At 60.7% G+C, this 12,116-nt stretch carries 9 protein-coding genes; 7 read left to right on the top strand and 2 right to left on the bottom strand.

The genetic code is table 11. The features are described 5' to 3' along the window. Positions 1 to 3: 3 nt before the first annotated feature. The 4 genes from glcE (at position 4) to M6D32_RS09170 (ending at position 4,359) form a co-directional block, all read left to right on the top strand. Complete coding sequence (glcE, locus tag M6D32_RS09185; RefSeq protein ID WP_298255523.1) at positions 4 to 1,233, top strand: glycolate oxidase subunit GlcE; 1,230 nt, start codon at positions 4 to 6, stop codon at positions 1,231 to 1,233. A gap of 47 nt (positions 1,234 to 1,280) precedes the next feature. After that, a complete protein-coding gene (gene glcF, locus M6D32_RS09180; protein WP_298255521.1) occupies positions 1,281 to 2,636 on the top strand; it encodes a glycolate oxidase subunit GlcF in 1,356 nt (451 codons plus the stop codon). Positions 2,637 to 2,665: 29 nt separating this feature from the next. Next, a complete protein-coding gene (locus M6D32_RS09175) occupies positions 2,666 to 3,064 on the top strand; it encodes a histone (RefSeq protein ID WP_298255519.1) in 399 nt (132 codons plus the stop codon). Positions 3,065 to 3,369: 305 nt separating this feature from the next. Further along, on the top strand, positions 3,370 to 4,359 hold the full coding sequence (locus M6D32_RS09170) for a TorF family putative porin (protein WP_298255517.1): 990 nt from the start codon (positions 3,370 to 3,372) through the stop codon (positions 4,357 to 4,359). Between the two features lie 47 nt (positions 4,360 to 4,406). Here the strand turns inward: M6D32_RS09170 and M6D32_RS09165 are convergent, their stop codons facing one another. After that, a complete protein-coding gene (locus M6D32_RS09165; protein ID WP_298255515.1) occupies positions 4,407 to 6,155 on the bottom strand; it encodes an ABC transporter ATP-binding protein/permease in 1,749 nt (582 codons plus the stop codon). 376 nt (positions 6,156 to 6,531) lie between these two features. Here M6D32_RS09165 and M6D32_RS09160 point away from each other — a divergent pair, with 376 nt between their 5' ends. The 3 genes from M6D32_RS09160 (at position 6,532) to M6D32_RS09150 (ending at position 10,604) form a co-directional block, all read left to right on the top strand. After that, positions 6,532 to 8,136, top strand: coding sequence for an L-lactate permease (locus tag M6D32_RS09160; protein ID WP_298255514.1), 1,605 nt, complete (start codon positions 6,532 to 6,534; stop codon positions 8,134 to 8,136). Positions 8,137 to 8,385: 249 nt separating this feature from the next. Beyond that, the gene (locus tag M6D32_RS09155; RefSeq protein WP_298255513.1) at positions 8,386 to 10,050 is read left to right on the top strand and encodes an L-lactate permease; all 1,665 of its coding nucleotides are present in this window, start codon (positions 8,386 to 8,388) and stop codon (positions 10,048 to 10,050) included. Positions 10,051 to 10,214: 164 nt separating this feature from the next. Next, the gene (locus M6D32_RS09150) at positions 10,215 to 10,604 is read left to right on the top strand and encodes an META domain-containing protein (RefSeq protein ID WP_298255630.1); all 390 of its coding nucleotides are present in this window, start codon (positions 10,215 to 10,217) and stop codon (positions 10,602 to 10,604) included. A gap of 30 nt (positions 10,605 to 10,634) precedes the next feature. On the opposite strand, the gene M6D32_RS09145 is transcribed toward M6D32_RS09150, so the two are convergent. Next, on the bottom strand, positions 10,635 to 11,831 hold the full coding sequence (locus tag M6D32_RS09145; protein ID WP_298255512.1) for a hypothetical protein: 1,197 nt from the start codon (positions 11,829 to 11,831) through the stop codon (positions 10,635 to 10,637). Between the last annotated feature and the right edge of the window lie 285 nt (positions 11,832 to 12,116).

Here is a 12,116-nt window from a genome sequence, read left to right as displayed (position 1 = left end):
CAGGTGGACACCCTGAAAGTACGTGACGCCAAGGATGTCGAGCAGGCGGTGCGCGCGGCAATCGCCAACGAACAGCCGCTCGAGATCATCGGCCATGGCAGCAAGCGCATGATCGGCCAGCCGATGGCGACCAATGCGTTACTCGATCTGTCGGCGCTCAATTCGGTGAAATCCTACGAGCCGAACGAACTGATCATCACGGTGGAGGCGGGCGCTCCCCTTGCCGACGTCAAGTCGCTGATCGATTCCAAAAATCAGCGCTTTGCGTTCGAGCCGATGGAGGCCGCGCCGCTGTTGGGGGCGCCTGCGGCGGGGACAATCGGCGGCATGATCGCTGCTGGGTTGGCAGGGCCGCGCCGGATCCAGGCTGGCGCTGCCCGCGATCACCTGCTCGGCGCGCAGGCGGTCTCCGGCTTTGGCGACAGTTTCAAGGCGGGCGGCCGCGTCGTAAAGAACGTCACTGGATACGACCTCTGCAAGCTGCTCGCCGGCTCCTGGGGAACGCTGGCTGTCATGACCGAGGTGACGCTCAAGGTGATGCCAAGGCCGGAAAGCGAGCGCACGCTGGTGCTGCGCGGTCTCGACGATGCCACGGCCAACCGGGCGATGACCGCCGCGCTCGGTTCGCCCTACGACGTCTCGGGCGCGGCGCATGTGCCGAGGTCGGTCTTGCGCGATGCCGTCGGTGCGCTCGGCGGCCTCGGATCGCCCCGCACGGCGCTGACGCTGGTGCGCCTGGAGGGCATCACCGCGTCGGCCGTGGATCGTGCGGCCTCGCTCGCGAATCTGCTGTCGCGGTTTGGCACCGCCGAGACAATCGAAGATGAGCGCTCGGTGGCGATCTGGGAGTGCGTGCGCGACGTGGAACCCTTTGCGGCCAAAGGCGCGCTCGGCGCCTGGCCGGTGTGGCGCATCGTCTGTCCGCCGGCCGCAGGGAGCGCTCTCGGCGAGTGCCTTGTCCGCGAAACCGGGGGCGATGTGCTCTACGATTGGGGCGGCGGCCTGATCTGGACCGCGACCCCGCCGAAGCCCGATGCGCAGGCCGCGCTGGTGCGCCAGCGCGCAGCCGCTGCCGGCGGCCACGCTACGCTGCTGCGTGCGCCGGAAGAGGTAAGGCGGCAGGTCGATGTATTTCAGCCCGCAAGCCCAGGCGTACGCGCTTTAAGCGAACGCGTCCGGCAAGGCTTCGACCCCAAGGCCATTCTCAATCGCGGCCGGATGACACGGGGATAGTACGGTGGATTTGACATTCGCTTTAGCAGAATCGGAACAGTAACGGCATGAAGACCGAATTCAGCCCCGCCCAACTGGCCAATCCCGATATCGCCGAGGCCGATACGATCCTGCGCAAGTGCGTGCATTGCGGCTTTTGCACGGCGACCTGTCCGACCTACGTTCTGCTCGGCGACGAACTCGACAGCCCGCGCGGCCGCATCTATCTGATCAAGGAGATGCTGGAGAAGGACCGTCCGCCGACGGCGGAGGTCGTCAAGCACATCGACCGTTGCCTCTCCTGCCTTGCCTGCATGACCACCTGCCCATCGGGCGTGAACTACATGCATCTGGTCGATCAGGCGCGGGTGAGGATCGAGCGGGACTACAAGAGGCCTCTGCTCGAACGCCTGCTGCGCACGGTGCTTGCGCTCGTTTTGCCACGGCCCAAACTGTTTCGCGCGAGCATGACGCTGGCGCGGCTCGCGCGTCCTTTCGCCAGCCTCCTGCCATCGGACGCGCCCTCGGCGACGCCGGGTTTATTCAAGCGAATCAAGGCGATGCTTGCTCTGTCGCCGGGCGGCCTGCCGCCTTCTGGACCGCTTCCCGGCAGCGTTTTTCCGGCAGAGGGCGAACGGCGTGGGCGGGTCGCGCTGCTGCAAGGCTGCGCCCAAAGGGTGCTGGCGCCGCGGATCAATCAGGCCGCCATACGGCTTTTGACCCGGCACGGCATCGAGGTCGTCCTGGTCGAGGATGAGCAATGCTGCGGCGCGCTGACCCACCACATGGGCCGGGAGACCGAGGCCTTGGCCTTTGCCCGCACCAACATCACCGCCTGGCTTGCGGAGGCCGATCGTGGCGGGCTCGACGCCATTCTGGTGACGACATCGGGCTGCGGCACGGTCATCAAGGACTACGGCTTTCTGCTGCGCCAGGACCGCGATTTCGCGGCTCCAGCAGCGAAGGTTTCGGCGCTGGCGAAGGACATCAGCGAGTATATCAACGGCCTCAACCTCGCGCCGGCAGCGCGCCATGACGACATCGTCGTCGCCTATCACGCCGCTTGTTCGCTCCAGCATGGGCAGAAAATCACGCAGCTGCCGAAAGAATTGCTTTCCAAGAATGGATTCGTGGTGAAAGATGTGGCCGAGAGCCATTTGTGTTGCGGTTCGGCTGGGACCTACAACATTCTCCAGCCTGACATTGCGAACAAATTGCGCGATCGGAAGGTCGCCAATATTGCAATGGTCAAGCCGGACATGATTGCTGCGGGCAATATTGGCTGCATGGTGCAGATTGCCAGCGGTACGTCAGTTCCTGTGGTGCACACGATTGAGCTTCTCGATTGGGCGACGGGCGGCCCGCAGCCGGTATCGAGCGGACCCGACAGGCTCGCGCAGAGCGAGGGCTTGAACACCCGATAGACACGGCTCAGCGCAACAAGGAGGACGACATGGCTAAGGCGAAAAAGAAGAAGGGCAAGAAGGCGAAGAAGGCTAAAAAGCTTCTCGCCACGAAGAAGAGATCCGCCAAGAAGGCGGCGAAAAAATCCGCAAAGAAGTCGGCGAAGAAATCGGCCAAGAAGGCCGCGAAGAAGTCGGCCAAGAAGGCTGCGAAGAAGACCGCCAAGAAAGCTGCAAAGAAGGCTGCCAAGAAGGCGGCGCCGAAAAAGCGAGCCGCCAGGAAGGCCGCCGCGCCCGCCATGGCGCATGAGCCAGAACCCGCGGCCTCCCCGCCGAACCATAGCTGGGCTACGCCGACCCACCACGAGGAGCCAGCTCCGGCTGCGCCGTCGTGGGAGCACACGTCCGATCATCACCACTCGTCGGGCAGCGAAGAAGGAAACGGCTAGTCCGACCGACCGCCGATTTGATTGAGAGGCCGCAGCACCGAATCGCTGCGGCCTTTTTCTTTTGCCAAGCCCGGTCGCAGGGTGAGATCGCCGGACCTTCCCGTTCGCAAGCGTGGAATTTGTTGTCAGATTACAACAGCTTCTTATTACTTCTCGTTTGCACCGAACAATGAGTAAGAAATATGCAGATGATCACGCTTTAATCTTCACGTTGTGGCGGCTCTATATCAGGTTGTGGTGTGCAGGGCGGAGCCTCCGCCCGTCGTTACGACGTCAATACCGCATACCGCTGGATGGGCCTTTCGATGAAAATCTATCTCTTAGCTGCCGCGTTACTCGCAATGGCGACGCCTGCCTTGGCTGCGGATTTGCCGCTGAAGGCCGCGAAAGCACCGGCGCCGTTCGATCCCTGGGACATTGCCTTCGGCGGCGCCGTGATGAACGACTACGTCTTTCGCGGTATCACCCAGTCCAATCACCAGCCGTCGGTCACCGCCTATTTCGAGCCGCGCTACAACGTGAACAAGGACCTGCAGCTTTATGTGGGCACGTCGAGCGAGAGCATTTCCTTTGCCAACCATGCGGCGGCCGAGGTCGACATCTACGGCGGCATCCGCCCGACCTTCGGCGCTTTTGCGCTCGACTTCGGCATCTGGGGTTACCTGTATCCCGGCGGCCGTTGCGCCGACAACACATTGACGGGCGGTATTCCCGGCGGCAACGTCTGTCCGGTCTCGACTGACACCGTTTTCCTTGCCAATGGCAACGTCATGAAGAAGGACGTCAGCTTCTTCGAGGTGTATGGCAAGGGCAATTACACCGTCAACGACAACTGGCAGTTCGGTATCAACGAATACTATACGCCGAATTTCCTGAACTCCGGCGCATGGGGCAACTATGCCTCGATCACCGGCAAATACACCGCGCCTGCGACTACCTTCGGCAACAGCGGCGTCGGGATGTACGTGTCCGGAGAGGTCGGCCGGCAGTGGCTCGGCACCTCGGATTCGTTCTACGGCGTTCTGCCGAACTTCCCCAACGGGATTCCCTACGCGAGCTACGACACCTGGAACATCGGCATCGGCTTCACGTACAAGGTTTTCACGCTGGATATCCGTTACTCCGACACCGATCTGTCGAAGGGCAACTGCAACGCTTTCACCAGCGCCTTCAATGCGTCCGGAAACACCAGTGTCACGGCGATCAATCCGGGCGGCGCAGGCTCCAACTGGTGCGGCGCGGCCGGCATCGCCAGGCTCTCGGTCGACTTGACGGCCATGAGCAATCTGAAGTGACGGGCCATCCGAAATAAATTTCTGCGCGGTGTTCTCCGCTTCGGCCACTATGGAGGGCTTGCCAGCTTTTGCCGCTCATGCACGGCAAAATGACCGCCCTCCGGGTCCAGCACGATATGCCGTTCATGGAACGCCTCAAGCGTGTTGCGGTGTCCGATCGAGACAATTGTCGTGGCCGTGAGCTTTTCGGCGAGCAGGCGATAGAGCGCAGCTTCGGAAGGCTCGTCCAGCGAAGCCGTCGCTTCGTCGAGGAAAAGAAATTGCGGCTCGTGCAGCAGCGCGCGGGCAAGACCAAGCCGCTGCTGTTCGCCGAGCGACAGCATTCGATTCCAGTGGGATTCTTCCCCGAGCTTTGAGGCGAGCTGCGGCAGGCCGACCGCGGTGAGCACCGCTTCAACGCGCGCTGAACTGAACGCATCGGCGTTTGCCGGGTAGACGATCGCCGCCTTCAGCGTGCCGACCGGAAAATACGGCCGCTGCGGCAACATCATCAGCGTGGCCTTGGCGGGAATCGTAATCGTGCCGTTGCCGTACGGCCAGATGTCGGCAATCGCGCGAAACAGGGTCGACTTGCCGGCTCCCGATGGCCCGGTGACAAGAACGTGCTCGTTGCTCTGGATACGCAGACGGTCGGCCGTGACCAGCGGCGTGCCATCGGGCAGTTCGACCAGAAACTGCTTGAGTTCGATCGCCTTGTTGTCGTGGGAGCGCACGACATTGATCGAGGGGATGCGTTCTGCAAGCCGGTTGGCGTTTGCGATGTTCTGCTCGAATCCATCAAGACGGGCGACGACAGCGCGCCATTCGGCCAGCGAGCGATAGATCGATACGAAGAAGGACAGCGATTGCTGCACGCTGGAAAAGGCGGACGCCGTTTGCGTCATGCCGCCAAGCCGGATATTGTTGGCGAAATAGGCCGGTGCCACCAGGATATAGGGAAAGACCACGGCCGCCTGTGCGTAGCTCGAAGTGAACGCGGTCAGCCGCTTGGTGCGGGTCATGATCGCGTACCAGTTATGGACGATGTGGCTGAAGCGGTCCAAGAGCCGCGTCCGTTCCGTGCCGTCGCCGCGCAACAGCGCTATCTGCTCCGAATTCTCACGCACCCGCACCAGGTTGAAACGAAAATCGGCTTCGAAGCGCTGTTGTTGAAATTCGAGCATGACCAGAGGCGAGCCGATCCAGTGCGTCAGCGCGGTGCCGAAAATGGCGTAAATCAGCGCGCCCCACACCAGATAGCCCGGAATGTGGAATTCGTGGCCCGACAATGTCAGCGGCGACTCCTCCGACAGGCCCCACAGGATGACGACAAAGGAGGCGAGCGTCACCACCGCGTTCAGGAAACCGACGCCGAGACTGAGCGTCTGTTCGACAAACATTTTGATGTCGTCGGAAATGCGCTGGTCCGGATTGTCGGCAGCATCGCCCTGAAGTTGCATGCGATAGTGATTGGCGTCATCCAGCCATTCGCCGAGATAGTGATGGGTCAGCCAGTTTCGCCAGCGGATCTGGAGCCACTGATTGAGATAGAGTTGATAAACGGCGAGCGCGATGTAGGCGGCGGCAAGGATGCAAAAGATGCCCATCTCGCGAACGAACGCGTTCCAGTCCTTGTCCTGAAGCGCGGTGTAGAAGCGATTATTCCACTCGTTCAGAAGCACGTTGATTCCGACTACCGTGAGTTCGATCGCAATCACCGCGGCGAGCAGCACGCCGCCTGCAAACTTGTCCTCCGAACGGAAATAGGGAGCCGCGATCCGCCACACGGCAGCGAGCGTCGAGCGCATGTTGTTCACTGGTTGTGATCTCCCGGGGAATAGCTGCACGAATGCGGTGTCGGCTCGGAAGGCGGAGCGGGATTCGTGACGGTTCGGTCGCGGTCTCGTTTCAAGGTCCGCAAAGTCATAAGCCAATGTCGGTATGCGGAACTAGACTAAAGTCGTAAAATTCCACCGCATGGGTTCGCTTGTCGCCGCCGCCGAGTCAACCCTAGCATGCAGGTAATGGCGGGTGGCGGGGGCACTCACATTTTCGCGCGTTTGTGAGCGGATTTGGCAGACGCCAAAATCGCATTCGACATCGCAATTTGCCAAAGCCCCGCGGAATTCGCGCCAGCGCGCCGGCCGTTCACGCCGGTCGGCTCGCCGAATAAGTGCGTGGGGAGGACACGTCATGTTCAAGCAAATTCTCGATCCCGCTAACAATATGTTTATCACCTGGCTTGTTGCCCTGGTGCCGGTCGCTGCACTGCTTTTCATGCTTGCGGTGCTTCGATGGTCGGCCTGGGTCGCAACGCTTGTCGGCTCGCTGGTTACGCTCGTGCTTGGTCTCTGGGTTTGGCATATGCCGTTCGATGATGGCATCCGGGCCTATCTCTACGGTTCTGCGACGGGTGTTTGGAACGTTGACTGGATCACGTTCTGGGGCGTGATGCTGTTCAACACGCTGGTCGTCACCGGCACCTTCGACAAGTTGCGGCGCTGGTTGATCGCGCAGGCGACACAGGATGTCCGCGTTCAGACCATCCTCTTTGCCTGGGCCTTCGGTGCGCTGTTGGAAGGCCTCGTCGGCTTCGGTTACCCATGGGCATTCGTTGCGCCCATCCTGATTGCCATCGGCATTCCCGATCTGGATGCGATACGCGTGGCGGCCATTGCCAACAACGCGCCGGTTTCCTACGGCGCGCTGGGTGCGCCAATCATAGCGCTGGCGGCGGTCACGGGTTATCCATTGCTTGCACTGTCGGGTTCGATCAGCAAGATCGTTGCAATCCTGGCGCTGCTGCCTCCGTGGATCCTGCTCTATCTCGTCTCGGGCAAGAAGGGGATGTGGGAGGCATGGCCGCTCGCCGTCGTTGGATCTCTCGCCTACATTGCGGGTCAGTTCCCGGTCGGTGTCTATCTCGGTCCGTATCTGCCTGATGTCGCCGGTTCGATCGTGTGCTTTGTGGCCCTTTTGCTCCTGCTCAAGGTCTGGCAACCGAAACAGGTGCGCGGCTATGGCGGTGCGCCGATAACCGGTGTGGCCGCAACCGAGGCTCACGGGCTAACCGCCGGAGATATCTTGCAGGCATGGATGCCGATCGCGGTTCTCGTCATCGTCGTCGTCGCCTGGACGGGGCCGTGGTCCGGGTTGCCCAAGATCTCGCTGTTGACCTTGCAGGTCGCTGCAGCATCCTCGATCAGCGAGGGAGCAACGATCACGGCGGCCTTCAAATGGACTCCGTTTGTCGGTGGTTCGGCGATCCTGGCTTCCTGGATCATTATCGCCTTGCTGCTGCGCGTGAACGGCAGGCAGCTCGCCGAGATATGGAACAAGACCTGGACGCAGATGTGGGGCGCCTGTCTGGTTGGCGTTTTCATCTTCGGCCTCGCCTATGTCTATAATTATTCGGGCATGGCCGCTTCGCTCGCGAAGGCTTTCTCCTCCATTGGCTCCGCCTTCATCGTCGTTGCGCCGATTCTCGGATTCATCGGCGTCGCTCTATCGGGAAGCAACACATCGACCAACGCGATGTTCGGCAAATTCCAGGCGCTGGTCGGGCAGATCCTCGGCTTCCCGCCGCTCTTGATGCCGACCGTCAACTCGGTCGGTGCCGAGATTGGCAAGCCGATCGCGCCACAAACCGCGAGCGTCGGTGTTTCGACCACGCGCTTCGTGCGCAACGAAGGGGAGGTCATCAGGCACAACTTCCTCTGGACGCTGTTCATGCTGGCTTATCTGATCGTGATCAGCGTTGCCTGCTACTGGTTCTTCCCGGGGATTGCCAAGCTCTGAGGCGAACGCCGCAATAGAAATCCCCGCGCCCTCTCGAGCGCGGGGATTTTTTCGCCGGTTGATCCGACCGCTGCCGCGGTCTCGCCGACCTGACGGGCTTTCCGAACGTCGCTCATCGCTGTGCGCAAATTTGGCAAAAGCCAAATCCGCCATTGATTTCACGCCTTGGCACGGGCTTCTTGGATTTTCGCGCTAAACGAGCGTGCGCATTGCTGCGCCAGAAAAAGAGTTATGGGGAGAGAAATCGTAATGTGGAATCAAGTCTACAATCCATTCAACAATACCGTGCTGTCGACAATCGCGGCTGCGGTGCCGGTCGTCACGCTGCTGGTTTTGATCGCCAGCGGCAAGGTCAAGGCGCATATCGCAGCCATCATCGCGGTGATCCTGACCAACTTGATTGCGATCTTCGTCTTCACGATGCCGGCCAACATGTCGATCCGCGCCTCGATACTTGGCGTGGTGGCAGGGTTCTTCCCGATCGGCTGGATCGTGCTGAACGTCATCTATCTCTACCAAATTACGGTCGCAACCGGCCAATTCGAGCTGCTGAAGCGGGCCGTGGGCGGCGTCACCGAGGATCGCCGACTGCAATTGCTGCTGATCGCCTTTTCCTTTGGGGCTTTCTTCGAAGGCGCTTCGGGCTTCGGCACGCCGGTCGCCGTCACCGGTTCCGTTCTGATCGGCCTCGGCTTCTCGCCGCTGGCGGCCTCGGGCCTGTCGCTGATCGCCAATACCGCTCCCGTCGCCTACGGTGCGCTCGGTACGCCGATCCAGGGCCTCGCTTCGGTGACCGGATTGGACCCCTATACTCTCGGCGCCATGGTGGGGCGGCAATTGCCGGTATTCTCGCTGATCGTGCCGTTCTGGGTCGTGTGGGCCTTCGCCGGCTGGAAAGGCATGAAGGGCGTTTGGCCGGCCATTCTGGTCACCGGTATCTCGTTTGCGGTCCCGCAGTTCGTGATCTCGAACTACGTCAATCCCTGGATCGTCGACATCGGCGCCTCGCTGATTTCGATGGGAGCGCTTATTCTGTTCCTGAAGGTCTGGCAGCCCAAGCAACTCTGGTTGTCGCCGGCACTGCGCGGCAATGATGAGTCGATGGCGACAATGACGCAGGCAAAGCCGCTCGATATGAGGCCGCTGACGAGAGCGCAGCTCTGGAGTGCGCTGCTGCCGTGGATCATCGTCTGCATCGTGATGCTGATCTGGGGCAATGGAGCTTTCAAGTCCTGGGCGAACTCGATCTTCACCTGGAACTATCCGGTGCCCGAGTTGCACCGAATGATCAACAAGGTGCCGCCGGTAGCTGCCAAACCAACGCCGGAAGGCGCGGTGTTCGGATTCACTTACCTGTCGTTTACCGGCACAGGCATGTTGTTTGCGGCCATCATCGCCGGATTCCTGGCAGGCTTTTCGCCGGTCAGGATGATCGCCGAGTATGGCCGCACGATAAGGCTTTGCGCGATTTCGCTGATCACGATTTCGGCGATGCTCGCCATCGGTACTCTGACGCGTTTGTCCGGCATCGATGCGACGCTAGGTCTTGCCTTCGCTGCAACCGGCGTCCTCTATCCATTCTTCGGCACACTGCTCGGTTGGCTGGGCGTTGCGCTGACCGGATCGGATACTGCATCGAACATCCTGTTCGGAAACTTGCAGCGGATCACTTCGGAGCAACTGGGTCTGCCCTCGGTTCTAATGGCAGCGGCAAACTCGTCCGGCGGCGTCATGGGCAAGATGATTGATGCGCAGTCGATCGTGGTCGCTTCGACCGCAACCAACTGGTACGGGCATGAAGGCTCGATCTTGCGCTTCGTGTTCAAACACTCGATCGCGCTTGCCTGTCTGGTCGGCGTGTTTGTGATGTTGCAGGCCTATGTCCATCCGTTCACGAGCATGGTCTTGAAGTAGAGGACGGTTGCCTTCGAGAGCCAATCAAGTTCCCCCGCGTCCGGCTCGACGCGGGGGCTTTATTTTGCGCCGGTCAATCTGGCCAACCTCGTATTGGCCGATTAAAACCCGCACGTCCTGCTTCCCCAGAGGAACCAATGTTTTCAGTACAGGGCTTTCTAAGAATGACCGCGGCGTTCGCCGTTTTCGCGGCGGCAGGGTGGCTGACGAGCCCCGTGGCTGCCGATGAGGAGTTTCCGTTCGGATTCGAAATGTCGCTCGACGCGCCGCCCCAGCCCGGATCGAAGCGGATTCCGACGCTTGAGATCGGCGACCATGGCGAGACGAAACTCGATCTGTGGTGCAAGACCGGCGTGGGCCAGTTCTCGGTCGCGGGCAATACGGTGATTTTCGTTCCCGGTCAGTTGCAAGATCCCGGCTGTCCACCGGCGCGGGCGCAAGCCGACGACGATCTGATCGCCGCACTCAGCGAGGCCACCACCTGGCGGCGGCGCGGCGATCAGGTTTCCTTCGTAGGGAGCAAGCTCTTGCGGTTCCACATCAACACGAACTGACCTATCGGCTCCAGCACGCAGGTCAGTCGGTTACTTCCAGGCTGATTTGTCAGCGTCCCAGCGCTGTGCCTTGAACTCCTTGGCAAGCGCATCGACGAGGCCGTTATCATCCTTCTGCGTGCCTTCTTCGTCGCCGCTCGCGTCGTTGGCGAGGACGAGGGTGGGACCTGATGTTTCATCGGCGGTCGTGACGACGGGACTGCCGATCCACAGGATCAGGCGATCCGATCCAATTGGCTTTTCGGAAGCGACCAGTGCCGTCACCTCGATGGTGTCGGTGAGATCGAGCGAGGGATATAGCTCGCTGGCGCGCTTGAACGTCAGTTTCAGCTTGCCGTTGGAAGAGTTCCAGTCGGAGGCGGTCGGCTTGGCCGAAAGCATGCCGCCCAGAACATTGGCGATGGTCGATGCCAGCTTGTCCTTGTTGAGGTGATCGCCGTCGCGCCACCCCGCGGCCGAAAAGCGCAAGGTGCGATCCATCTCAATGATGCCGGTTGTCCATCCGGCCGCGACCACACCGGGCATGGACTTGAATTTTGCAATCAGCGCTGCGGCGCGATCCGGATCGGCACTGAGCGTAACGGTCTGTTCGCCGGCGCGTAGCACGTCGCAGCTGACGGCAAGGCTGCTCAGCGAAACCTCGACGTTCTGTTCCTTGAGGCTCTTGAGAAAATCAGCGGCCGCATCCAGCTTCAGACGAACGCCGATCGCTTCCGGGGAAACTTCGGTAAAGTCCTTCGGCGCTGGCGTGATGCCATCGTCGCTGGTCTGGTTCTCCTGAAATTCGCGTTCGCTGAGATCGGAATTGTCGGTCGAGTTCACTTCGGTGACGGTCTCCCCGATGCCGATCTGGCCCTTGAACTCGAAATTTTCGCCGGTCGGCTTTCGCGTCAGCTTGACTGTCACCGGCAATTTGTTGCCGATGCTCCGGGTTGTTCCGATCAAGGTTTGGCCGTTGACCGAAAGTTTGACGACGAAACGGTCCTTGCGGTCAGAGCCCTTGGCGACGGGATAGCAGACATCGAGCGTTGCGGCGGTCAACGTCTTGCCTTGCCGCGTTTCCTTCAGGATCACGTCGGCATTGCCGTCCATCAGCCCGTCGATGGCGGTGAAATACCTGACCTCGTTGGCGCCGGGCAGAGGCTTGGTCGAGAGCTTCATTTGCCCATCGGCTGCGCCGATTGAGGCGGCGGCAAGAACGGTCACGAGAAGTAGGACGGCGCGCATCTGCACTTCCTTGAAGAGACGGGCTTGCAATCGTCGAATGTTTAGCAAGCCGGATTTGGCTCTTCCTAGCAAAGCTGAAGACAAATCGCCAAAAAAGAAGGCCGCCCATGACAGCCTTCTCGATTGTTGTCGCAGTCGAATTCGCTTGACCTAGTGCCCACTTTCCGAAGTTCGTGCTCCATCGCCGCGCCCACCTTCACGAACTTCGGAAAGTCATGGGCACTAGCTAGCAAACTTATCGATTCTAGTACCGCTTTATCGATCTGAAGTCCCTGATCGGATTCG

The sequence above is a fragment of the Bradyrhizobium sp. genome (assembly GCF_027307225.1).
In the GTDB taxonomy this organism is placed as follows: domain Bacteria; phylum Pseudomonadota; class Alphaproteobacteria; order Rhizobiales; family Xanthobacteraceae; genus Bradyrhizobium.
This window is presented reverse-complemented; position numbering and strand designations above follow the sequence as displayed.

Excerpts from the sequence above, each read along its gene's own strand:
- glcF (WP_298255521.1), top strand. The coding sequence starts at position 1,281 with ATGAAGACCGAATTCAGCCCCGCCCAACTGGCCAATCCCGATATCGCC.
- M6D32_RS09175 (WP_298255519.1), top strand. The coding sequence starts at position 2,666 with ATGGCTAAGGCGAAAAAGAAGAAGGGCAAGAAGGCGAAGAAGGCTAAA.
- M6D32_RS09170 (WP_298255517.1), top strand. The coding sequence starts at position 3,370 with ATGAAAATCTATCTCTTAGCTGCCGCGTTACTCGCAATGGCGACGCCT.
- M6D32_RS09160 (WP_298255514.1), top strand. The coding sequence starts at position 6,532 with ATGTTCAAGCAAATTCTCGATCCCGCTAACAATATGTTTATCACCTGG.
- M6D32_RS09155 (WP_298255513.1), top strand. The coding sequence starts at position 8,386 with ATGTGGAATCAAGTCTACAATCCATTCAACAATACCGTGCTGTCGACA.
- M6D32_RS09150 (WP_298255630.1), top strand. The coding sequence starts at position 10,215 with ATGACCGCGGCGTTCGCCGTTTTCGCGGCGGCAGGGTGGCTGACGAGC.
- M6D32_RS09145 (WP_298255512.1), bottom strand. The coding sequence starts at position 11,831 with ATGCGCGCCGTCCTACTTCTCGTGACCGTTCTTGCCGCCGCCTCAATC.